22 protein-coding genes and 7 tRNA genes are annotated in these 21,452 nt (G+C 73.1%); 15 read left to right on the forward strand and 14 right to left on the reverse strand.

Features of this window, described 5'->3' with window-relative positions; translation table 11 throughout:
• Nucleotides 1-264: 264 nt before the first annotated feature.
• The 3 genes from AAT21_RS31540 (at nt 265) to AAT21_RS31550 (ending at nt 2,440) form a co-directional block, all read left to right on the forward strand.
• Entirely contained in the window at nt 265-1,155 is an 891-nt protein-coding gene (locus AAT21_RS31540) for an SDR family NAD(P)-dependent oxidoreductase (RefSeq protein WP_046780393.1), read from the forward strand.
• Nucleotides 1,156-1,231: 76 nt separating this feature from the next.
• Nucleotides 1,232-1,813, forward strand: a complete 582-nt coding sequence (locus AAT21_RS31545) for a TetR/AcrR family transcriptional regulator (RefSeq protein WP_046780394.1) — start codon at nt 1,232-1,234, stop codon at nt 1,811-1,813.
• 225 nt (nt 1,814-2,038) lie between these two features.
• Entirely contained in the window at nt 2,039-2,440 is a 402-nt protein-coding gene (locus AAT21_RS31550) for a DnaJ family domain-containing protein (RefSeq protein WP_046780395.1), read from the forward strand.
• A gap of 40 nt (nt 2,441-2,480) precedes the next feature.
• On the opposite strand, the gene AAT21_RS31555 is transcribed toward AAT21_RS31550, so the two are convergent.
• Together AAT21_RS31555 and thrS are read right to left on the reverse strand one after the other, a co-directional pair.
• The gene (locus AAT21_RS31555) at nt 2,481-3,041 is read right to left on the reverse strand and encodes an HIT family protein (RefSeq protein WP_046780396.1); all 561 of its coding nucleotides are present in this window, start codon (nt 3,039-3,041) and stop codon (nt 2,481-2,483) included.
• Nucleotides 3,042-3,112: 71 nt separating this feature from the next.
• Nucleotides 3,113-5,089: a threonine--tRNA ligase gene (thrS, locus tag AAT21_RS31560; RefSeq protein WP_030965188.1), complete on the reverse strand. Its 1,977-nt coding sequence runs from the start codon at nt 5,087-5,089 to the stop codon at nt 3,113-3,115.
• Nucleotides 5,090-5,509: 420 nt separating this feature from the next.
• Here thrS and AAT21_RS31565 point away from each other — a divergent pair, with 420 nt between their 5' ends.
• Nucleotides 5,510-6,034 (forward strand): GNAT family N-acetyltransferase, encoded by a 525-nt coding sequence (locus AAT21_RS31565; RefSeq protein ID WP_052758076.1) that lies wholly within the window; start codon nt 5,510-5,512, stop codon nt 6,032-6,034.
• Here the strand turns inward: AAT21_RS31565 and AAT21_RS31570 are convergent.
• Both AAT21_RS31570 and AAT21_RS31575 read right to left on the reverse strand, forming a co-directional pair.
• Complete coding sequence (locus AAT21_RS31570) at nt 5,976-7,220, reverse strand: hypothetical protein (protein WP_235439294.1); 1,245 nt, start codon at nt 7,218-7,220, stop codon at nt 5,976-5,978. The genes AAT21_RS31565 and AAT21_RS31570 overlap by 59 nt on opposite strands.
• A complete protein-coding gene (locus AAT21_RS31575; RefSeq protein WP_030963318.1) occupies nt 7,220-7,834 on the reverse strand; it encodes a DUF4365 domain-containing protein in 615 nt (204 codons plus the stop codon). Before AAT21_RS31575 ends, AAT21_RS31570 begins: the two co-directional genes overlap by 1 nt.
• 222 nt (nt 7,835-8,056) lie before the next feature.
• Between AAT21_RS31575 and AAT21_RS31580 the strand changes: the two genes are divergently transcribed.
• Entirely contained in the window at nt 8,057-8,782 is a 726-nt protein-coding gene (locus AAT21_RS31580) for a 3'-5' exonuclease (RefSeq protein WP_046780397.1), read from the forward strand.
• Between the two features lie 61 nt (nt 8,783-8,843).
• Here the strand turns inward: AAT21_RS31580 and AAT21_RS31585 are convergent.
• A tRNA-Val gene (locus AAT21_RS31585) sits at nt 8,844-8,915 on the reverse strand.
• Between the two features lie 139 nt (nt 8,916-9,054).
• Here AAT21_RS31585 and AAT21_RS31590 point away from each other — a divergent pair.
• Nucleotides 9,055-11,385 carry an SCO7613 C-terminal domain-containing membrane protein gene (locus AAT21_RS31590; RefSeq protein ID WP_046780398.1) on the forward strand — a complete coding sequence of 777 codons (2,331 nt, stop codon included), beginning with the start codon at nt 9,055-9,057 and terminating at the stop codon, nt 11,383-11,385.
• 68 nt (nt 11,386-11,453) lie between these two features.
• Here AAT21_RS31590 and AAT21_RS31595 read toward each other — a convergent pair.
• Both AAT21_RS31595 and AAT21_RS31600 read right to left on the reverse strand, forming a co-directional pair.
• Nucleotides 11,454-11,525 (reverse strand) — tRNA-Val (locus AAT21_RS31595).
• A gap of 46 nt (nt 11,526-11,571) precedes the next feature.
• Nucleotides 11,572-12,063 (reverse strand): TIGR02611 family protein, encoded by a 492-nt coding sequence (locus AAT21_RS31600; RefSeq protein ID WP_046780399.1) that lies wholly within the window; start codon nt 12,061-12,063, stop codon nt 11,572-11,574.
• A 176-nt stretch (nt 12,064-12,239) separates the two neighbouring features.
• On the opposite strand from AAT21_RS31600, the gene AAT21_RS31605 reads away from it, so the two are divergent.
• Both AAT21_RS31605 and AAT21_RS31610 read left to right on the forward strand, forming a co-directional pair.
• Nucleotides 12,240-12,653, forward strand: a complete 414-nt coding sequence (locus AAT21_RS31605) for an SsgA family sporulation/cell division regulator (protein WP_030011909.1) — start codon at nt 12,240-12,242, stop codon at nt 12,651-12,653.
• A gap of 198 nt (nt 12,654-12,851) precedes the next feature.
• The gene (locus tag AAT21_RS31610; RefSeq protein ID WP_046780486.1) at nt 12,852-13,472 is read left to right on the forward strand and encodes a CGNR zinc finger domain-containing protein; all 621 of its coding nucleotides are present in this window, start codon (nt 12,852-12,854) and stop codon (nt 13,470-13,472) included.
• Here AAT21_RS31610 and AAT21_RS36295 read toward each other — a convergent pair.
• Entirely contained in the window at nt 13,413-13,586 is a 174-nt protein-coding gene (locus AAT21_RS36295; RefSeq protein WP_200904491.1) for a hypothetical protein, read from the reverse strand. The two genes, AAT21_RS31610 and AAT21_RS36295, sit on opposite strands and share 60 nt — an antisense overlap.
• A gap of 168 nt (nt 13,587-13,754) precedes the next feature.
• Nucleotides 13,755-14,195 (reverse strand): hypothetical protein, encoded by a 441-nt coding sequence (locus AAT21_RS31615; RefSeq protein ID WP_046780400.1) that lies wholly within the window; start codon nt 14,193-14,195, stop codon nt 13,755-13,757.
• 196 nt (nt 14,196-14,391) lie between these two features.
• On the opposite strand from AAT21_RS31615, the gene AAT21_RS31620 reads away from it, so the two are divergent.
• Complete coding sequence (locus AAT21_RS31620; RefSeq protein WP_046780401.1) at nt 14,392-14,886, forward strand: DsbA family protein; 495 nt, start codon at nt 14,392-14,394, stop codon at nt 14,884-14,886.
• A gap of 47 nt (nt 14,887-14,933) precedes the next feature.
• Here the strand turns inward: AAT21_RS31620 and AAT21_RS31625 are convergent, their stop codons facing one another.
• Genes AAT21_RS31625 through AAT21_RS31635 form a run of 3 tightly spaced genes read right to left on the reverse strand, consistent with a single transcriptional unit; the run spans nt 14,934 to nt 17,720 of the window.
• Complete coding sequence (locus tag AAT21_RS31625; protein WP_046780402.1) at nt 14,934-15,776, reverse strand: GNAT family N-acetyltransferase; 843 nt, start codon at nt 15,774-15,776, stop codon at nt 14,934-14,936.
• Nucleotides 15,777-15,819: 43 nt separating this feature from the next.
• A complete protein-coding gene (locus AAT21_RS31630; RefSeq protein ID WP_046780403.1) occupies nt 15,820-16,641 on the reverse strand; it encodes an aminotransferase class IV in 822 nt (273 codons plus the stop codon).
• The gene (locus AAT21_RS31635) at nt 16,638-17,720 is read right to left on the reverse strand and encodes a chorismate-binding protein (RefSeq protein WP_046780404.1); all 1,083 of its coding nucleotides are present in this window, start codon (nt 17,718-17,720) and stop codon (nt 16,638-16,640) included. Before AAT21_RS31635 ends, AAT21_RS31630 begins: the two co-directional genes overlap by 4 nt.
• Before the next feature lie 180 nt (nt 17,721-17,900).
• Here AAT21_RS31635 and AAT21_RS31640 point away from each other — a divergent pair.
• The 5 genes from AAT21_RS31640 (at nt 17,901) to AAT21_RS31660 (ending at nt 18,365) form a co-directional block, all read left to right on the forward strand.
• Nucleotides 17,901-17,973, forward strand: a tRNA-Gly gene (locus tag AAT21_RS31640).
• Between the two features lie 39 nt (nt 17,974-18,012).
• A tRNA-Cys gene (locus tag AAT21_RS31645) sits at nt 18,013-18,086 on the forward strand.
• 1 nt (nt 18,087) lies between these two features.
• Nucleotides 18,088-18,159 (forward strand) — tRNA-Val (locus AAT21_RS31650).
• Nucleotides 18,160-18,178: 19 nt separating this feature from the next.
• Nucleotides 18,179-18,250 (forward strand) — tRNA-Val (locus AAT21_RS31655).
• A gap of 40 nt (nt 18,251-18,290) precedes the next feature.
• Nucleotides 18,291-18,365: transfer RNA gene (locus tag AAT21_RS31660), tRNA-Val, on the forward strand.
• Nucleotides 18,366-18,609: 244 nt separating this feature from the next.
• On the opposite strand, the gene AAT21_RS31665 is transcribed toward AAT21_RS31660, so the two are convergent.
• Complete coding sequence (locus AAT21_RS31665) at nt 18,610-18,795, reverse strand: hypothetical protein (RefSeq protein WP_046780405.1); 186 nt, start codon at nt 18,793-18,795, stop codon at nt 18,610-18,612.
• A gap of 551 nt (nt 18,796-19,346) precedes the next feature.
• On the opposite strand from AAT21_RS31665, the gene AAT21_RS31670 reads away from it, so the two are divergent.
• On the forward strand, nt 19,347-20,543 hold the full coding sequence (locus tag AAT21_RS31670) for a serine/threonine-protein kinase (protein ID WP_046780487.1): 1,197 nt from the start codon (nt 19,347-19,349) through the stop codon (nt 20,541-20,543).
• Between the two features lie 74 nt (nt 20,544-20,617).
• Here the strand turns inward: AAT21_RS31670 and AAT21_RS31675 are convergent, their stop codons facing one another.
• On the reverse strand, nt 20,618-21,430 hold the full coding sequence (locus AAT21_RS31675) for a TrmH family RNA methyltransferase (protein ID WP_046780406.1): 813 nt from the start codon (nt 21,428-21,430) through the stop codon (nt 20,618-20,620).
• Nucleotides 21,431-21,452 lie beyond the last annotated feature (22 nt).

Below are 21,452 nucleotides of genomic sequence, written 5' to 3' on the forward strand. Positions count from 1 at the left end.
GAGCCTGTTATGACGCGCCGTCCGGCTGGTGATCCGGGCGGCGCGTTGTACGTCGTGCTGTGTGCGGGTGGCTGTCCGTGTGCGGGTCAGCGACCGCCGGAGGACGGGGTCGGTGGTGACCTGACGGCGGGCCCGGACGGTGCTGTGATCGGCCCAGGGCGGCGGGACGGCCCCATCCGCCACCACAAACGGATGAGTCATCCGCTTGTGTTACCGTTGCCATTAAGCGGATGACCTATCCGAATCGCCGGGCTGGAGGAACGCATGAGGAAGACAGCTGTGGTCACGGCCGGGACCGCCGGTATCGGGTTGGAGACGGCTCTGGGACTGGCTGCCGCCGGATTCTCGGTGACCGTGGTCGGGCGCAGTGCCGAGCGGGGCGCCCGGGCGGTCGAGCGGATCGACGCGGTGAACCCGGCTCACCCTGGCCGGTTCCTGCCCGCCGACCTCGGCTCGCTCGACGACGTGCGCGCACTCGCCGGGCGGATAGCCGGCGACCACGCCGCCTCCGGCGAACCGCTGACCGTGCTGGTGAACAACGTCGGGGCGATGTTCACGGATCGACAGGAGCTGGACGGCGTGGAGGCGTCGTTCGTCGTCAACCACCTTTCGCCGTACCTGCTGACGGAGCTGCTGCTGCCCACGCTCACGGCCGGTGCACCGAGCAGGATCGTGAACGTGACCTCGGCTGCGGTCGGTCTAGCCAAACGGGTGTTCGACGCCGTAGAGCCGCCCGGCGGCTACTACGGCTTCCACTGGTACGGCCGCGCCAAGCTCGCGAACCTCGCCTACACGCTCGACCTGGCGGCGCGGCTCGACGGCACGGGCGTCTCGGTCTTCGCCGCCGACCCCGGAGGCGCTGCGACCGACATGACCAACGGCACCATGACCGACCCGAAGATCGTCTCACCGGCCCTGCAACTGCTGTGGCCGCTGGTGCGCCGCAAGTTCGAACGCTCCACCGCGGGCCCGGCATCCGAGGCCGCGAAGTCCTCCATCACCGCGGCCACCGACGAGTCCCTGGCGGGCCGGACCGGCATCCTCATCGGCGCCACGGCCCGCCCGGCGGCGCCGTTGCGCGCGGCCACCGACCCCCGCGTCGCCGATGCCGTGCGCCGGCTCAGCCGGCAGCACGCACCCCTCGTGGCGCCCTGACCCGCCAGGCCCGGCCCGGCATGGCTGGCACGGGCGGCGGGGGCATCCGGATGAGCCATCCGATTAGCATGTCCCCATGACGACGACACCACTGCGCAAGGACGCGGCCCGCAACTGGGACCGGATCGTGGCCGTCGCCCGCGAGCTGGTCGACCAGGGCGTGCCGTTGCAGCTCAACGACGTCGCCCGCCGCACCGGACTCGGAGTCGGCACCGTCTACCGCCACTTCGCCACGCCCGAGGCTCTCCTGGAGGCCGTCGCCACTCCCCGCCTGGAGGCCCTGACCGCCCACGGCAGGCAGGCGCTGGCCGACACCGACGCCTGGCGGGCGCTGGAGAGCTTCCTGGCCGGCACCGTCGAGGCACAGGTCACCGACGCCTCCCTGGCGCCGGTCGCCGCCGCTTCCGTCGACGCCCTGCCTCGCACCACGGAACTCAAGGAGTCCCTGTGGTCGACAGGCACCACACTCCTCGACCGGGCCCGCGCGGCCGGGGCGGTCCGACCCGACCTGGCCGCAGCCGATCTGGTCCCGCTCATGTGCGGCATCGCCCACGCCGTAGATGTACACGGCGGCGCTCCCGCAGACCGGATCGACACCGCGCACCGCTACCTGGCCGCATTGCTCGGCGGCTTGCGCGCCACACCAACGACGGTGTGAGGTCTCCCCTCTCCCGCAGACCGCCCTCCCTCTGGGGAGTCGTGACGGCAGAGGTGTGGAATTCCGTGACGCGGAACCCGGGTGAAGGTGGGGAACTCAGGACGCGGCGAACGTTGCCTGATGCGGCACTGGGTTCGGTGACTAAAGGCTTGCCGGGAATCAAGGTGTTGCTTCCCGGCAAGCCCTTAGGGTGGAGGGACGAGGAGACGGGCCGAGGAGGCGACCGTGACCGAGCGCAAACCGCCGGGCGTGGACTTCGAGTCCTTCGTGGACCGGCAGATCAGGCAGGCCACCGCACGCGGCGACTTCAAGGAGCTGCCGGGCTTCGGCAAGCCGCTGGCCTCGCTCGACGCCCCGTACGACGAGCTGTGGTGGATCCGGGACAAGATGCACCGGGAGGGCTTCGCCGCCCTCCCGCCGGCGCTCGCGCTGCGCAAGGAGGCCGAAGACGCCCGGGAGGCGGCCGCGGCGGCGCGCACCGAACGCGAGGCACGGGCCCTGCTCACCGAGGTGAACGAGAAGATCCGCGCGGCCCTGCGGATGCCCCCGCCCGGCCCTCCCCTCAACCTGAAGGAGTTCGACGTCGAGGCCGAGCTGCGGGCCCGGCGTGAGCGGCACGCCTCGTAGCAGGCGTCCGGCACGGCTGGTGGGGCCGGAGCCCCCGGGGTCAGCCCTGGGGCCAGGCGTCGGCGAGCATCTGGCGGGTGTCCGCCAGGAGTTGGGGCAGGACCTTGGTGTGACCGACGACCGGCATGAAGTTCGTGTCCCCGCCCCAGCGGGGCACGATGTGCTGGTGCAGGTGCGCGGCGATACCGGCACCGGCCGCCGCCCCCTGGTTCATTCCGATGTTGAAACCGTGGGCACCCGAGGCCTTGCGGAGCGCCAGCATCGCCCGCTTCGTGAGGTCGGCCAGTTCGGCCGTCTCCGGACCGTCGAGCTCGGTGTAGTCGGCGACGTGCCGGTACGGGACCACCATCAGGTGGCCGCCGTTGTAGGGGTAGAGGTTCAGCACGGCGTAGACGTGCTTGCCCCGCGCCACGACCAGGCCGTCCTGGTCGGACATCTCCGGAATCCCGCAGAAGGGGCAGCCGTCCCCGGCCTCCGGGCCGGTCGGCTTGTTCTCCCCTTGGATGTAGGCCATCCGGTGGGGCGTCCACAGCCGCTGGAACGCGTCCTGCGTGCCGACCCCGATCTGCTGCTCCGGCTCAGTCGTCATGCCATGCAGCATATGACCTTGCCCGTGCGGACGAGGAAGGCCCCCGGAAAGTGATCACTTTCCGGGGGCCCGCACCGTACGGATCAGACCTGGACGCGGTCCGCGACGACCTTCGCCAGCTTGGCCAGCGCCTCGTCCTTCGGGATGCCGTTCTCCTGCGAACCGTCGCGGTAGCGGAAGGAGACGGTGCCCGCGGCCATGTCCTCGTCACCGACGATGATCATGAACGGGACCTTGAGCTTCTGATGGTTGCGGATCTTCTTCTGCATACGGTCGGAGGAGGCGTCGACCTCCACCCGCAGGCCCTGCTTCTTCGCCGCGGCGGCGAACTCCTGCAGGTACTCGACGTGCCCGTCGCCGATCGGGATGCCGACGGCCTGGACCGGGGCCAGCCACGGCGGCATGGCGCCCGCGTAGTGCTCCAGCAGCACGGCGAAGAACCGCTCGATCGAGCCGAACAGGGCGCGGTGGATCATGACCGGCCGCTGGCGGGAGCCGTCCGGGGCGGTGTACTCCAGGTTGAAGCGCTCCGGCAGGTTGAAGTCCAGCTGCACCGTCGACATCTGCCAGGTGCGGCCGATGGCGTCGCGCGCCTGCACGGAGATCTTCGGACCGTAGAAGGCGGCGCCGCCCGGGTCGGGGGTCAGCGGGAGGCCCTGCTTCTCGGCGACCTGCTGGAGGACCGCGGTGGCCTCCTCCCAGACCTCGTCCGAGCCGACGAACTTCTCCGGGTCCTTGGTGGACAGCTCCAGGTAGAAGTCGGTCAGACCGTAGTCGCGCAGCAGGTTCAGCACGAAGGTGAGCGTGCGGTCGAGCTCCTCGGCCATCTGCTCACGCGTGCAGTAGATGTGCGCGTCGTCCTGGGTGAAGCCCCGGGCGCGGGTCAGACCGTGCACCACGCCCGACTTCTCGTACCGGTACACGGTGCCGAACTCGAACAGGCGCAGCGGCAGTTCGCGGTAGGAGCGGCCGCGCGCGTCGAAGATCAGGTTGTGCATCGGGCAGTTCATGGGCTTGAGGTAGTAGTCGGTACCACCGTCGAGCTGCATGGGGGGGTACATGCCCTCCGCGTACCAGTCCAGGTGGCCGCTCTTCTCGAAGAGGGCGCCCTTGGTGGCGTGCGGGGAGTAGACGAACTCGTAGCCCTCCTCCTCGTGCCGGCGGCGCGAGTAGTCCTCCATGACCCGGCGGATGATGCCGCCGCGCGGGTGGAAGACGGCGAGGCCGGAGCCGATCTCGTCCGGGATGGAGAAGAGGTCGAGCTCGTTGCCGAGCTTGCGGTGGTCGCGCTTCTCGGCCTCGGCGAGGAAGTCGAGGTGGGCCTTCAGCTCCTCCTTCGACGGCCACGCGGTGCCGTAGATGCGCTGGAGCATCGGGTTCTTCTCGCTGCCGCGCCAGTAGGCGGCGGCGTTGCGCATGAGCTTGAACGCCGGGATGTTGCGGGTGGTGGGCAGGTGGGGACCGCGGCAGAGGTCCTTCCAGCACAGCTCGCCGGTCTTGGCGTCCAGGTTGTCGTAGATGGTCAGCTCGCCGCCGCCCACCTCGACGTTCGCGCCGTCGTCGGTGGACGCGGAACCCTTGATGCCGATGAGCTCCAGCTTGTAGGGCTCGTCCGCGAGCTCCTCGCGGGCCGCCTCGTCGGTGACGACGCGGCGGGAGAAGCGCTGGCCGCGCTTCTGGATCTCCTGCATCTTCTTCTCGACGGCCTTGAGGTCCTCCGGGGTGAAGGGCCGGGCCACGTCGAAGTCGTAGTAGAAACCGTCCCGGACCGGCGGGCCGATGCCGAGCTTGGCCTCGGGGAACAGCTCCTGCACGGCCTGCGCCATGACGTGCGCGGTGGAGTGGCGCAGGATGTTGAGGCCGTCCTCGGAGGAGATCTCCACCGGCTCGACGGTCTCGCCGTCCTGCACCTCGTAGGCGAGGTCCTTGAGCTCGCCCGCGACGCGGGCGGCGACGATGGTGCGCTCGCCGGCGAAGAGCTCCGCCGCCGTAGTGCCCGTGGCCACCACGCGCTCGTCCCGCTCGGAATCGCGTTGGATGATCACACGGACGTCTGACACCGGTCACTCCTGACTCAGGGGATGCGCGAGCGAACGCTGCGCGCGTGAATCGTACCGAGCCGAGTGGCCGCGCCGCTAAACGGTCACTCCCGGGCTCCGCCCCGCCCCCGCCCGTATCCCCTGGACAGCCGCAGGCGGCGCGCGGGCTGGGCCCGGGCGCCGACCAGGCACCGGCGGTCCGGCCCGGCACGGGGAGACGCCCCGGAGTGTCCCCACCCCACACCGAAGCCACCGCCGGGCCCCGGCAGGTGCGGGCCGCACGTCCGAAGCCCCGGCTCCGGCGGGAGCAGGCCGCGCCACCCAGCCCCCGCCCCCGCCCGGGGGTCCCGGCCCCGGCCCCGGCCCCGCCGGGAAATTCGGTCGCGCCCGCGGGCGCCGCCGGTAGCGTGAGGGGTCGCCTCAGCCCCCGGAGGGACCCGTATGCCCAGCCTGCACGTCCGTTCGCTCGACCTGACCGACGACGCCACCGCCGCCGCCGTGCACCGGATCGGCCGGGCGGCGTACACCGTCGAGGCGGAGCTCATCGGCTTCGACGGGATCCCCGCCCTGCGCGAGAGCCTCGCCGAGATGCGCGCACAGGCACTGCACTGGGTCGGGGCCGTCTCCGAGGACGGGGAGCCGGCCGGGTTCCTCGCCTGGGCGGAGGAGCCCACCGGCCCCGCCACCGGGATCGACCGGCTCTGCGTCGCCCCCGCCTTCTTCCGCCGCGGCATCGCCTCCCTGCTGCTGCGCCACGCCCTGGCCGAGCTGGCCGAGCTCTTCCCCGGCCGCCCGGTCCAGGTGACCACCGGAGCCGCCAACACCCCGGCCGTCCGCCTCTACGAGGCCTTCGGTTTCAGCCGCGGCCCGGACTTCTCCCCCGCCCCGGGTCTGGTGATGGCCTCCTTCAGTCGTCCGACGGCAGCACGTCCGCAGGGTCCAGGGACTCGTCCAGGGACTTCATGAGGCGGTCCCGCTCGACCTCGTCCAGGGGGACGGGGCTCACGTCCGTGGCGTCCGTGAGCCGGCGGAAGCCGCCCCGCCGCTGCAGCCGTCCGCTGATCCGGATCGGCAGGCCCACCAGGTGCGCGTGGCCGGCCACCCGGTACGCCTCCTCGTCGAGCGCGGCCCGTACGTACGGGACCTCCGCCCCGGCCAGCACCCGCAGCCGCACCGTGCCCCCTCCGCCCGGGGCCGAGCGCCGCATCCGGACCACCGCCCCCGCGACGCGCACCCGCACGGCCGGCTCCTCGCGGGTGTAGCGCGCGGCCGCCTCCCGCAGGACCGGCAGGTCGCCCGGGGAGAACTCCACCGGCTCCGGCCGGGCCGCGCAGCCCGCCGGGACCCCCGCCGCCGGCGCCCAGGCGAGGGCGACACGGGCCCCCTCCGAGCCCCGCACCAGCGCGATCAGTGCCTCGGCGAGCTCCCGGCTGACCCCTGCCGCGACGGCGGCGTCGAAGGCTTCCATCCCGCCGGTGGCCCGCTGGTAGTCCACGGCCTCGCGGGCCGCGTGCAGCGCGTGGTGCAACCGCGTCACGGTGCCCCGCCCGCCGTCCACCGGCACGTACGCGCTCAGCCGCCGCCCGCCCGGCTGCGGCCCCACCAGCACCGCGTCCAGGACCCGTTCGGCCTGCGCGCGGTGGCGGGCGCCGTAGTAGCCGGCCCGCGCCCGCGCCGCGAGCGCCCCCGCCAGCAGCAGTTGCCGGGCGGCCGAGCGCAGCTGCTCCTGCGCCGTCCAGGCGGCTTCGCCGCCCAGCCCGTACGCCCCCGGCGGGGCCTCCCGCTCCCAGCGGATCTCGTCGCTGGGCACGCTCAGCCCGTAGAGCACCTCCCGCGCCGACGGGAGCGTGCTGCGCGACAGCGCGGTCAGCGCCTCCTCCAGCAGGTCGGTGCAGTCGGGGAAGGCCCGGTTCTCGGGGACGAGCACGCTGGTGCCGTCGTGCCCGGGCGGTGTCCAGCGCCCGTACCGTCCGGCGGCGCCTCCCCGGCGCAGCCAGCCGTGCCGGTGCAGCAGTGCACCGAGCACGGCGGGGTCGACCTGCCCGGGATCGGGCGCGGCGGAGTGCGGGAAGCCGGGGAAGTCCGGGAAATGCCCGTGGCTGCCGTGGTCCGGGGGCAGCAGCGGTTCGAGGTTCGGCGGGTGCCAGTGCATCAGGGTGTCCCTCCCGACCCGACCCGGGTCATGATCTCGCACAGCGCCCGGTCGTCGAAGATCCGCGCGGTGGGGATCCGTACGGTGGTCCGGCGCCGGCCGGTCACGGGGTGTCCGGCGAGATTGGTCCAGTAGCAGCAGTGCCGAAGGTCGAGCCGGTCGTGTCCGGCGGCGAGCCACTGGTCGCGCTCCCGCGGGACGAGCATCACGACGAGGATCTTGTGGACGGCGACCGGGGTGCGGGCCAGCTTCACCAGGTGCTCGTTGTCGAGGGTGAAGGCGAAGGTGGGCCCGGGCGGCCGGGGCGGTACCTGGTAGGTCGCCTTCAACTGCACCTTGACGGTGACCTCGTCGTCGACGACGTGCTCGGGGGCGCCGTGGCTGACGTGCCAGTCGACGCCGTTGTCGGGGAAGGGCTGGGACAGCGAGCAGCCGGCCGCGGCGGCGACGGCGTGCAGGTATCCCACCTGGAGGGTCTCCATGCATGCGGTGGTGGCGAGTGTGCCGCGCAGCGGTACGGCCCGCGTCCCGTCCGGTGCACCTGCACCGGTGCCGGTCCGCGGATCGATCTGCCCCGCCAGCACCCCGCCCGGTTCGGGCTGTGCGAGCGCCATGGCCGGCTCCCCATGCCTTCCGGGCTCTGCTCTGAGTGGTGGGTGGGGTGACGACCGGTCATGTGTACGGTCCCCCATGGTTGTTGTCTCCGCACCCGGGTCGCCGCAAACGGCGTACGGAACAAACAGCCCGGGTATCACCGATTCGGGCAGGGGCGGCACGTTCCGAGGCGGCGGCGCCCGGCTGCACCCCAACTGCCGACCGGGAACGAGGAGTTCGCCATGACACGCTGGTACGAGGGCCCGCTGGCCGCATTCGACACGGAGACCACCGGGGTGGACGTGGAGCAGGACCGGATCGTGTCCGCCGCGCTCATCGTGCAGGAGTGCGCGGGCGGCCGGGTCCGCACGACGCGCTGGCTGGTCAATCCCGGTGTTCCGGTACCCCCGGGTGCGACGGAAGTGCACGGCCTCACCGACGAGCACCTGCAGCGTCACGGGCGCTGGCCGGCGCCGGTGGTGGAGGAGATAGCGCGTGCGCTCGGGGAGCAGCAGATCGCGGGCCGGCCGGTGGTGGTGATGAACGCGCCGTTCGACCTGACGCTGCTGGACCGGGAGTTGCGCCGGCACCGGGCGTCGTCGTTGTCGCGGTACCTGGACAACCGGCCGTTGACGGTGCTGGATCCGCGGGTGCTGGACAAGCATCTGGACCGGTACCGCAAGGGCCGCCGGACGCTGACGGACCTGTGCGCGCACTACGGGATCGATCTGGAGGGCGCGCACGACGCGGCGGCGGACGCCATGGCCTCGCTGGAGCTCGTACGGGCGGTGGGCCGCCGGTTCGCCTCGCGGCTGGAGCGGCTGACGCCGGCCGAACTGCACACGCTCCAGGCGGTGTGGCACGCGGCGCAGGCGCGCGGCCTCCAGGCGTGGTTCGCGCGGCAGGGGACCCCGGAGGCGGTGGACCCGCACTGGCCGCTGCGGCCGGATCTGTCGGCGGCCGCCTAGGAGGGCGCGGACCCGGACATGCGGAAGGCCGGTCCGTCATCGACGGACCGGCCTGACCCGGTGGGCGATACTGGGATCGAACCAGTGACCCCTTCGGTGTGAACGAAGTGCTCTCCCGCTGAGCTAATCGCCCGGGAACGCACTGAACAATACAGAAGCCTCGGGGCTGGTTCAAACCGCTTCCGCCGCCGGGCTCCGGCCGGGGGTACTCAGTACGTACTTGAGTACCCCCGCCCATGTCCTGACCGGGTGACGGGGGCCACACTCCGCATATGAACTCGCCTCTGCCGCCGGCCGAAGAGCTGGCGCTCATCGACCGTGAGCTGGCCCAACTCGATGCCCGGCGCCTGTACTTGCTGGGCCGCCGGGACTGGCTGCTGCGTCTGCTCCAGCAGTCCACGGCCGCACCGGCTCCGCTCCGCTGGGGCCCGCCCGCGCCCGCCGGGCCGGCGAAGGAGGCTTCGGCCCCCAGCGCCCAGAACGTTCTGCTGACCCTGGGTGCGGTGCTGCTGGCCGTGGCCGCGCTGGCGTTCACGCTGATCAGCTGGGGCTCCATGGGGATCGCCGGGCGCTCGGCGGTGCTGGGTGTGGTGACGGCGGCGGCGCTGGCCGCGCCCGTGGTGCTGCTGCGCCGCGGGCTGCGGTCGACGGCGGAGTCGGTGGCCGCGGTGGGCCTGCTGCTGACGGTGCTGGACGCGTACGCGCTGTACGCGGTCGGCATGCCGGACACGGACGGCACCGGGTACGCGGCCGGCGCGGCGGCGGTCCTGGCGGCGGTGTGGGCCGGGTACGGGTCGGCGCTGCGCTCGCTGCGGCTCCCGCTGCCGGCGGCGGTGGTCGCGGCGCAGCTGCCGCTGCCGCTGGCGGCGGTCGCCGGGGAGGCGGGCCCGCTGGGGCTCGGCTGGGCGTTGCTGGTGACGGCGGCGCTGGACGCGGCGCTGGCGCTGCGGGTCCGCGCGGCGGCGGTCCCGGCGGCCGTGCTGGGCTCGGCGGCGCTGCTCGTCGGGGCGGCCCGGTCGTGGTCGGCGGATTCGGCGGCGCAGGCCCTGGCTCCGGCGGCGCTGCTGCTGGCGGGTGCGGCGCTGGGTACGGCGGCGGCCTGGCGGGAGCCGCACGCCCGGGCGGCGGCGCCGGTGGCTGCCGTGGCGGCGGTGGTGGCGGTGGCCGGTGTGGCCCGGCCGGAGCTCGCGCCGGGCTGGGTGGTGGTGGCGCACCTGGTGGTGGGTCTGCCGCTGCTGGCGGCGCTGCGGGTGCCCGCGCTGCCGCGGGCGGTCCGGCGCGGGTCGGTCCTGGCCGGTGTCGTGGTGGGCGCCCTGGGTGCACTGGCGGCGGGTGCGGCGGTGGCGCCGGTGCTGGTGGCCCGGCTGCGGGTGCTCGACGAGGTGTGGGCGGCGACCGCCCCGGTGGCGGATCCGTACGGTCCTGGGGGGTCGGCCACGGTCGCGCTGCTGATGACGGCGGGGGCGTCCTGGTGGCTGTCGCGGGTGTCGGCGCGGCCCGAGCCCGTCGTGGTGGCGGTGGTGGCGGCCTGGGCGGGGCTGTTCACGGCGCCGGTGCTGCCGGGGTTCCCGGTGGCGGTGGTCTTCGCCGTGCAGCTCGCGGTGACGGGGGCCGTGGGGGCACTGGCCCTGCGCTCCCCTTCGCGGGGGGCCGGGATCGCCGCGGCGGCGTGCGCGCTGGCGGGCGCCGCGAACGTGTCCCTGGGCGCGCTGGACGGCCGCGCGGCGACCTTCGCGGTGTGGGGGCTGCTGGGGGCCGGCTGCGCCGCGGGAGCGGCGTACGGGCCCGCGGCCCGGTGGGTCCGGTCGGGGGCGGCCGTGTGCGCGGTCGGCTACGGGACGGGGCTGCTGGTGGCCGCGGCCGCGGTGTCGGACCTGGCGGTGGTCTGGTGGGCGCTGCCGGTCCTCGCGGTGCCGGCGTCGGTGGCGGCGCTCGGGCCGCGGCTGGGCGCCGTACGGCGGCCGGCGGAGATCGCGGCGGGGGTGTCGGGGGTCCTGGCGCTGGCCCTGTCCGCGGGGCGGCCGGGGACGCTGGCGCTGGTCCTGGCGCTGGCCGGGGTGGTCTGCGCGGGCGCCGCGGTGCGGCCGGAGCGGCGGGTGCTGGGATGGGCGGCGGGCGCGCTGTTCGTGGCGGCGACGTGGGTACGGCTGGCGGAGGCCGGGGTGACGGCGCCGGAGGCCTACACCCTGCCGGTCACGCTGCCCGCTCTCGCGGTGGGCTTCCTGCGGCGGCGCCGGGACGCGCAGGCCTCGTCGTGGACGGCGTACGGACCGGGGCTGGCGGCGACGCTGGTGCCGAGCCTGCTGGCGGCCTGGGGGGACACCGGCTGGGTGCGTCCGCTGGTGCTGGGTGCGGCGGCGCTGGCGGTGACCCTGGTGGGTGCGCACCGGCGGCTGCAGGCCCCGCTCCTGCTGGGCGGCGCGGTGCTGGCGGCGGTGGCGGTGCACGAGCTGGCGCCGTATGTGGTGCAGGTCGCGGGGGCGCTGCCGCGCTGGGTGCCGCCGGCCCTGGCGGGGGTGCTGCTGCTGGCGGTGGGGGCGACGTACGAGAAGCGCCTGCGGGACGCCCGTCGGCTGCGGGCCGCGATCGGCCGGCTGCGGTAGGCCGGGGCGCGCGGCGGAGAACGCCAGAGGCCCGGAGACGGTGAATGTCTCCGGGCCTCTGGTCCGGGTGGGCGATACTGGGTTCGAACCAGTGACCCCTTCGGTGTGAACGAAGTGCTCTCCCACTGAGCTAATCGCCCGGACGCACCGCAAACATTACCCCATGTCAGCGGTGCTCTTTGACCATCACTGGTCCTTGAGGTCCCAGGGCAGGACGAGCCCGTACTTCCACAGGTAGAAGCCGATCAGGGCGCCCGCGATGACGAGGCCCGTGGTGGTCAGGATGATGTTGCGGCGGCGCACCTTGGGGTCGAGCGCCTTCTGGGCGGCCTCGCTGACCTTGCGCTTCGTCCAGCGCAGCACGAAGTGGGCCCACGCGAACTCGGTGGCCCAGATCGCCAGGCCCGCGAAGATCGCCACCCAGCCGGGGCCGGGCAGGACGAGCATGGCGACGCCCGCGGCGATCACCGCGAGGCCGACGACGAAGACGCCGACCTGCCAGCTGAGGTGCAGGGTCCTGCGGGCCTTGATGAAGGCGGGCGCCTTCGAGACGTGCAGCGTTTCCTCCGCGGTCTCGGCGGTCTCCGCAGTGGTGTCTGCGGAGGTCTGCGCGGTGGTTTCCGTGGCGGTTTCGCCGGCAGCGGACTCGTTCGTTCCGCGGTCACTCCCCGTATTCATGGTCCGAATCTACCCGAGCTCGAAGCACACGGGAACGATGGTTTGGATCCGCCGTCCGAGGGACCCAGAGGTCCGCAAAACGGTCAGAGGGGTTTACAACGACACCGTAGGTGGCATGTCGATTTCGCCGACGTGCGAATCCCCGAGCGCACACTGAGCGAAAGGCCCTGGCGCTTATGAACACCACGGTCAGCTGCGAGCTGCACCTGCGCCTCGTTGTGTCGAGCGAGTCCTCACTGCCTGTTCCCGCGGGCCTGCGGTATGACACGGCCGACCCCTACGCCGTGCACGCCACCTTCCACACCGGCGCCGAGGAGACGGTCGAATGGGTGTTCGCCCGCGACCTCCTCGCGGAGGGCCTCCACCGGCCCACCGGTACCGGCGACGTCCGCGTCTGGCCCTCCCGCAGTCACGGTCAGGGCGTCGTCTGCATCGCCCTGAGCTCACCGGAGGGAGAAGCGCTTCTCGAAGCACCCGCCCGAGCCCTGGAGTCGTTCCTCAAGCGGACGGACGCCGCGGTTCCACCCGGGACCGAGCACCGGCACTTCGACCTCGACAAGGAGCTCTCCCACATCCTGGCCGAAAGCTGAGCCAGGCTCCCGGCCGCTCGACACCGTCCGACTCGGGGCGACGGTGCGGAGCGGACAACCACATACACCTGCGCCGGCGCTGTTCCCGCGGAAGCCACCCGCGAGGACGGCGCCTGTGTGCTGCGCGGGGACCGGCTATTGTCGGGCGGCATCGGCGGCACGCCCGTCGCCGCAGGCCCGGCCCCCGAGGGAGACACCGTGCAGATCCCACACGACACCCGTCGCGCGCTCGACGTCGTCGTCGCACTGGTGAACACCGCGGCCGAACCGGACCAGCCGGACGGGCTCTCGGACATCGGCGCGCTGCGCGGCTTCGTCCAGGAGTACTCGATCAGCGACGTCGGCGAGCTCGGCGCCCGCGATCTGGCCGGCGTCCGGACCGTGCGCTCGAAGTTCGCCCAGGTCTTCGCGGCGCCCACCGCCCGCGCCGCGTCCGTGCTGATCAACGAGCTCGTGGCGACCGCGGGCACCACCCCGCAGCTGACCGACCACGACGGCTACCCCTGGCACGTGCACTACTTCGCACCCGGCGCGTCGGTGGGCGACCACCTGGCGGCCGACGGCGGCATGGCACTGGCCTTCATCGTGGTCTCCGGCGAGCAGGAGCGGCTGCGCCGCTGCGAGGCCCCCGACTGCCGGCGCGCCTTCGTGGACCTCTCGCGGAACCGCTCCCGGCGCTACTGCGACAGCCGGACCTGCGGGAACCGGCTGCACGTGGCGGCGTACCGGGCCCGTCGCAAGGAGGCCGACGCGGGAGCGTCAGAGCAGGAAGAGATCGTGCACGGCGGCGAGCAGCAGCAGGATCCCGATCACCGCTAGGAAGATCATCAGGGGCGGCTGGGAGAGCGCGAACAGACAGCCCCGCGGCTCGTCGGCGACGGGGTCGGGTACCGCGACGGGCACTGCGGGGTCACTCTGCGATGTCTCGAACATGTCGCGCCGATGATGGCGCAGCGAACCGCCCCGCACCCCTCAACACGCCAACACTCGCGCGGCAGTTCGCTCGATCTCGTGGACGTATCGCGATCCCGCACCCCCCACCCCGCCCGCCGTGCTTCCTGCCGCTGGGCGCCGCACGCCGCCCCGCCGCGGGCGCGGTGGTCAGATGCCGTGCTTCTTGAGGATGGCCTCGATGTCGGAGAAGTCGTCCGCGGGGGTGGTGGGCGGCTGGTCACGGCGGGGCGGGGCGGCCGCGCCCAGGGAGGGCTTGGAGGCGGCGGGGGCGACGGCGTCCGGGGACGCGCCCGCCTTCGCCTGCTTCTTCGCGGGCTTCCCGGACCCGCCCAGGCTGCGCCGCTCGACGGCGCGCGTGGTGAAGAGGATCAGCCAGGCCAGCCCCAGCAGCCCGAAGCCGATCCAGACGGTCGGGTTGAAGACGATGCCGGTCAGCCACTCCACGACACCCGTCATCACGAGGCCGACGGGCACCAGCGAGTAGGCGGCGATCCGCGCGGCGGCCAGGAACCGCCTGCGGTAGGCGGTCACCACGGCGATGCCCAGGCCCGCCGCGGACACCGCGGAGCAAATGGTCTCGGCAAGCATGCGGTCCTCCGGACTCTCGGCGGCGGAGAGGTGTGTCCCGTCCGTCCCTCCATCGTGCACCGCCCGCCGCCGCAGCGGCCAGGCTCTGCGCCCGCCCCGCGTGGATCTCCGGGAGATCTGGGGCATCCCCTTAGGGGCGCGGAGTCCTGCCGAGGTGGCGGTCGGTGGGGCGGGTGGGGGCTGGGAGACTGTCCGTATGACCGATTCCGTGATCCTCGACGTCTGGTGCGAACTGCAGTGCCCGGACTGCCACCGCGCCCTGGACGACGTCCGCGCCCTGCGGGCCCGCTACGGCGACCGGCTGGACATCCGGCTGCGCCACTTCCCCCTGGACAAGCACAAGCACGCCTTCGCCGCCGCGCAGGCCGCCGAGGAGGCCGCCGAGCAGGGGCAGGGCTGGCCGTACGCGGAGGCCCTGCTGGCCCGCACGGCGGAGCTGGCCGAGCGGGGTGAGCCGGTGCTGCTGGACGTGGCCCGCGGCCTGGGTCTCGACGTCGAGGAGTTCGACACCGCCCTGATCGACGGACGGCACATCCTGATCGTCGACGCCGACCAGGCGGAGGGCAAGGCCATCGGCGTGACCGGCACGCCGACGTACGTGATCGACGGCGAGCGCCTGGACGGCGGCAAGAGCCAGGAGGGCCTGCGCGCCCGCATCGAGGAGATCGTCGACCGCCTCCTGGCCGCCTGACCGGTCCGCTCCCCCGCAGGGAGGCCCGGACGCCCGGACGCCCGGACCTAGATCAGTTCCTTCGCGGCGTTCACGGCGATGTCCCGGTACCCGAGCGACTCGTAGAGCCGCCGGGCCGGGGTGTTGCCCTCGACGACGTGCAGGCCCAGCCGGCTCCCGCCGGCGGCCAGGACGGTCCGCTCGGCGAGGAGCATGAGGCTGCGCCCGTGGCCCTGCCCGCGGTGTTCGGGCGCGACCTTCACGTCGTACACGTACGGGACGGTGCCGGCGCCTGGCAGCTCGCACTCCCCCACCCACAGCGTGCCCAGGGCCTCCCCCGCCACGGTCTGCAGCAGGAGGACGTGCGTCCCGGGGGTGTCCGGGCCGTCGGGCAGCATCCTGGCGTGTTCGGCGCGGGAGGCCGTCACGCCCTGCTCCTCGGTCATGCCGGGGGCGACGAGCCGGCGGCCGTACTCCACGATGCCCGGCTCCAGCCAGGCGTCGTACTCGGCCCGGGTCATCGGCCGCCCGAGGCTGCCCGCCGGGAGGACCGGCGGCTGCGCCGGCAGGTCCTTGACCATGATCCGGCCGGTCTCCCGGTAGCCGAGGGCCGCGGCCATCCGCAGCGCCGGCCCGGCGTCGGCGGGCACCGACACCGCGACCCCGGTGCAGCGCCAGGAGCGCAGCACCTCCTCGGCGGCGAGCGCGGCCACCGTGCCGCGTCCGCGCCGCCGGTCGCCCTCGTCGATCCACAGCCCGCGGATCACGCCGATGCCGGGTTGGGCCGCGGAGCGGGTGGCCAGTTCGAGCGTGCCGACGCGACGGCTGTTGACCCGGACCTCGTAGGTCCGCCGCCGGGTGCCGTCGCTGTTTCGCTGAAGCGGCTGCGCGGGCCGCAGGGTGGTGGTCATCACTTGGAGTTCTACCTGCCCTACGGCTCCGCGTCACCGGTGCTCACGGATCGATGTCGTCGCCGGCCTTCACCTCGAAGATCCGCATGACCTCGGCCGTGACCGGTCCGGGCTCCCTGGCGATGTCCCGGCCGTCGAGGCGGACGACCGCCTGGGCGTCGCGCAGCGAGGACGTCAGGAAGACCTCCTCGGCCTGTTCGAGCGCCTCCAGCGGCAGGTCGGTCTCCTTGGCGCCGGCCCAGTCGACGACGAGGGCCCGGGTGATGCCGGGGAGGCAGCCGGACTGCAGGGGCGGGGTGTGCAGTTCCCCGTCGAGCACGACGAAGACGTTGGACCCGGTGCCCTCGCAGAGCCGTCCGACCGTGTTGGCCAGGAGCGCCTCGGAGGCGCCCGCCCGGTGGGCCGCGGCGAGGGCGACGACATTCTCCGCGTACGAGGTGGTCTTCAGGCCGGCCACGGCGGAGCGCTCGTTGCGGACGAAGGGGACCGTGATCACGGCGGTGGTGTCCGGGCGCCGGGGGGAGGCGGCGACGGCGGCGATCAGGGTGGTGCCGGCGTCGCCGCGGTCGGAGCCGAGCGGGGCGAGGCCGCCGGTGTAGGTGATGCGCAGGCGGCCGTGTTCGACCGGCTCGGCCTCCAGGACGGCGGCGCAGGCCCGGCGCACCTCGTCGAGGTCGGGGTCCGGGAGGCCGAGGCCGCGGGCCGAGCGGGTCAGCCGCTCCAGGTGGCGGGTGAGTGCGAAGGCCCGGCCGCGCTCGGCCTTGAGCGTCTCGAAGACGCCGTCGCCCACGGTGAGCCCGTGGTCGAGGACGGACACCGTGGCGTCGTCGAGGTCCCTGAGGGATCCGTCGAGCCAGATTCTCATGGTGCGGTCCTTCCGGTGGTGTGGTCGGCCCCCTGGGGGGCGATGGACTCCCGGCCGGCCGCGACCCGCAGCAGGCGGGCGGCCTTGAGTTCGGTCTCCGCCCATTCGCGGTCGGGGTCGGACCCCCAGGTGATGCCGGCTCCGGTGCCGAAGAGCAGCCGGGGGCCGCCGGGGGCTTCCCGGTCGATCCAGAAGGTACGGATCCCGACGGCGAGCTCGCCGGTGCCGCGGTCCGCGTCGACCCAGCCGATGCCGCCGCAGTAGGGGCCGCGCGGGGCGGTCTCCAGGGCCTCGATGATCCGCAGGGCGGAGGACTTGGGTGCGCCGGTGACCGATCCGGGCGGGAAGGTCGCGGCGAGGAGTTCGGGCCAGCCGACGCCGTCGGCGAGTTCACCGCTCACGGTGGAGACGAGGTGGACGAGGCCGGGGTGCTCCTCGACGGCGCACAGCTCGGGAACGGTCACGGAGCCCGTGGCGCAGACCCGGCCGAGGTCGTTGCGCACGAGGTCGACGATCATCACGTTCTCGGCGTGGTCCTTGGGCAGGAGGTCCGCGGCGGTGCGGCCGGTTCCCTTGATGGGTCCGGATTCGACCCGGCGGCCGTCGCGGCGCAGGAACAGCTCGGGCGAGGCGGTGGCGATCTCCACCCCGTGAGCGGCCAGCCGAATCGTTCCTGCAAAGGGCGCGGGGTTGCCGCGCGCGAGGAGCGCGGTGAGGGCGTCGACATCGGCGAGGTCCGGACGCGGCAGCGGCGCGGACATCACCCGGCAGAGGTTGGCCTGGTAGACCTCGCCGGCCGCGATGTGCTCGCGGATGCGGCGCACCCCGGCGACGTACGCGGCCCGGTCGAGGGAGGAGGTCCACTGGTCGGCGTCGGGACCGGCCCAGGCACCGGGGACGGGCGCGGGAACGGGGTCGGGCCGTACGTCCCCGAAGCGCGCGCAGACGAGGCGCCCTTCGAAGTCGGCGGCCACCGCCCAGAAGCCGGTGGAGTCGAGGGCGGCGGGATCACTGGTGACATCCCGCAGGTCGGTCGCGAGGAGGCCGCCGAAGCGGGCCATGGGTGGCAGGTCGTGCACGGCTGCGAGTCTATGACCGGCGACGCGGGAGCGCCGGTGCGGTGACGGCCGGGTGACCTGTGGTGATCGTGCGGCAGCACGCTGCGGAAACGCGTTTTTGAGCTGGCCCGGTAATCCGCTAGAGTTCAACACGTCGCCAGGGAGCGAAGGGGGAGAACCCCGGAGCGAACAAGGTGACCTGCGGACGTAGCTCAGTTGGTAGAGCACCACCTTGCCAAGGTGGATGTCGCGAGTTCGAGTCTCGTCGTCCGCTCGAAGTGGGGGATCTTCCCGAGAACCCCTGCAGCTCCATGGTGGAGTGGCCGAGAGGCGAGGCAACGGCCTGCAAAGCCGTCTACACGGGTTCAAATCCCGTCTCCACCTCCAAGGACGATTAGCTCAGCGGGAGAGCGCTTCCCTGACACGGAAGAGGTCACTGGTTCAATCCCAGTATCGTCCACTGATCCGCAAGGATCCCCGCGCGATTAGCTCAGCGGGAGAGCGCTTCCCTGACACGGAAGAGGTCACTGGTTCAATCCCAGTATCGCGCACGCAGTACACGCACCACCTGCGGTTTCATACCGTGGTCCCGCGCGATTAGCTCAGCGGGAGAGCGCTTCCCTGACACGGAAGAGGTCACTGGTTCAATCCCAGTATCGCGCACCACCGGAAAGCCCCGGCCGTCTCCACGGCCGGGGCTTTCGCGTTCCGCCACACGGGTGCGCGGTCTCCCGCCGGCTCCGGCGGGCCCCGCCGGCTCCTGCGGGAACGTCAAAAAGGGTGCTGCCCGTACGACTCCCCAGTCGCACGGGCAGCACCCTTCACCTGCCGTCCGTCGCGCCCCCGTCCCCACGGGGTACGACAGGCCGATGTCCCGGCCCGGGCCGCTCTCCCGGGCCCGGGGCGCCGCTCAGCGCCCCGGCATCATGCCCACGGACGACGCCTGCGCCGCCAGCTGATCGAATCCGCCGAAGAGGAAGAGCAGCAGGGCGGCCAGGGGGAGCACCATGGCCGCGGCCACCAGCGGGTGGCGGGTACCGGACTCATGGCCGTTGAACGCGAATGCCTTGCGTCCCTGCCGTGCGATGCCCGCCATGGCCCTCTCCCTGTCGTCTGGCAGCGGCGGGCTCTTGACCTCGGGGGACGAGTGCATCACCCGCCGCTTGACTTCAACACTAGGCGGGCGGAAGGCCGCAGGCCTCATGCCCTCGTACCCATTGCCGGGCCTCCGGGAGGATGAGGGCGGCCGTCCCGTGTACTCCCCTGGGTGGAGACCCTCCCCCTCACGTCGGGGTCATCCCGGAGGGGATGACCGGAGGGTAGTGACTTCCCTCACTTCCGTCACTCCCTGTTTCCGCGTGTCCGCCGACCGGCCATCCGCAAGATCGACTCGGGTCGCGGCGGCTCCGGCGCGCACTCCGGCGCGCTCCGGCCTGCGGCGGGGCGCCAATCCCCTTGCCCGAAGGGCCGTTTGGGCATGCCGTGCGCCCCGGTAGCAACGGCCGGCCGGATCCCTGAAGCTCCCTCAAGTGTGCTGTGCCGCACTGACAATCGAATCTCCCGACGAGGGCGCGGCCTCTGAGCACGCATGCCGGATGGTCCGTAAGCTGTGGCACGTCAACAGGACGACCGGTCAGCGGGGTGGACATGGCGATGATGCGGCTCCGGCGCGAGGACCCGCGTGTCGTCGGCTCGTTCAGACTGCACCGGCGGCTCGGGGCCGGCGGCATGGGCGTGGTCTACCTGGGATCGGACCGGCGCGGGCAGCGCGTCGCGCTCAAGGTCATCCGGCCGGATCTGGCCGAGGACCAGGAGTTCCGCTCGCGGTTCGCCCGCGAGGTGTCCGCGGCCCGGCGGATCCGGGGCGGGTGCACGGCGCGCCTGGTCGCCGCGGACCTGGAGGCCGAGCGGCCCTGGTTCGCCACCCAGTACGTGCCCGGGCCCTCGCTCCACGACAAGGTGGCCGAGGAGGGCCCCCTGACGGCCGCGCAGATCGCCGCCGTCGGCGCCGCGCTCTCCGAGGGGCTGGTGGCCGTCCACGAGGCGGGAGTCGTCCACCGCGACCTCAAGCCCTCGAACATCCTCCTGTCCCCCAAGGGCCCCCGGATCATCGACTTCGGGATCGCGTGGGCGACCGGGGCGAGCACCCTCACCCATGTGGGTACGGCCGTCGGCTCCCCCGGCTTCCTCGCCCCCGAACAGGTGCGCGGCGCCGCCGTCACCCCGGCCACGGACGTCTTCGCCCTCGGCGCCACCCTCGCCTACGCGGCCACCGCCGACTCGCCCTTCGGGCACGGCAGTTCCGAGGTCATGCTGTACCGCGTGGTGCACGAGGAACCGCACCTGCAGGGCGTCCCGGACGCGCTGGCGCCCCTCGTACGGGCCTGTCTGGCCAAGGACCCCGAGGAGCGCCCCAGCACGCTCCAGCTGTCGATGCGGCTCAAGGAGATCGCGGCCCGCGAGGCGCAGGGGCTCCCGGACGGCCGCCCGCCGGCGCAGCGGGCCCGCGTCGAACGGCCGACGGGACGACTGCCCGAGGGGTCCGCGGACCACGCGGAACTGCGTACGGAGCGCCGTACGGGCGGCAGCGCGCCCAGGCCGCAAGGCGGCGCGCCCGGCGGCCCGCACTCGCGGCCCTCCTCCTCGCGCAACCCGCGCAGTCCCGGCGGCCCGTCCTCCCGGCCGACCGCGGGACGCACGGGCGGCCGTCCGGCGCCCAGGACGACGGGTGCGGGGCGGCGTCCCCCGCGGCCGGACCCGAAGCTGATGCGCCAGCGCCTGATCGTGTTCATCGTGGTCACGCTGATCGTGGCGCTGGGCATCGCGGCGGCACAGAAGCTGTAGCGACGCCCCCGCCTGGCCCGCGGCGCTGCTTCGACGACAGAATCTAGTGCTGGTGAACCTTTCCGGTCACAGCACTAGGGGCGGCCCTGGGCCACCGCGTAGAAGGCGACCGCGGCGGCGGCGCCCACGTTCAGGGAGTCCACGCCGTGGGCCATGGGGATGCGCACCCACTCGTCGGCGGCGACGAGCGCCTGCGTGGACAGGCCGTCGCCCTCGGCGCCGAGCATGAGCGCGACCCGCTCCAGGGACTGCGGGGCCGCCACGTCGACCGGGGTCGCCTTCTCATGCGGGGTCAGCGCCAGCAGCTTGAAGCCGGCCTCGCGCACCGAGTCCAGGCTCTTGGGCCAGGCTTCCAGCCGGGCGTAGGGCACGGAGAACACCGCGCCCATGGAGACCTTGACCGAGCGCCGGTAGAGCGGGTCGGCGCAGTCGGGCGACAGCAGCACGGCGTCCATGCCGAGGGCGGCGGCGCTGCGGAAGATGGCCCCGATGTTGGTGTGGTCGTTGACCGCCTCCATGACGACCACGCGGCGTGTCGTGGCGAGGAGTTCCTCGGCCGTGGGCAGCGGCTTGCGCTGCATGGAGGCGAGGGCGCCGCGGTGCACGTGGTAGCCGGTGACGCGTTCGGCGAGGTCCGGGCTGACGGCGTAGACCGGGGCCGGGATCTCGTCGATCACGTCGCGCATGACGTCGACCCACTTGGCGGAGAGCAGCATCGAGCGCATCTCGTACCCGGCGTCCTTGGCCCGTCTGATGACCTTCTCGCCCTCGGCGATGAAGAGGCCTTCCGCGGGTTCGCGCCTGCGCCGCAGTTCGACGTCGGTCAGGCCCGTGTAGTCGCGCAGGCGGGGGTCGTCGGGGTCGGTGATGGTGATGAGATCAGCCACAGGGTGATACTGCCTTGTCCTG

It is taken from the genome of Streptomyces yangpuensis (genome assembly GCF_001005295.1).
In the GTDB taxonomy this organism is placed as follows: Bacteria; Actinomycetota; Actinomycetes; order Streptomycetales; family Streptomycetaceae; genus Streptomyces; species Streptomyces yangpuensis.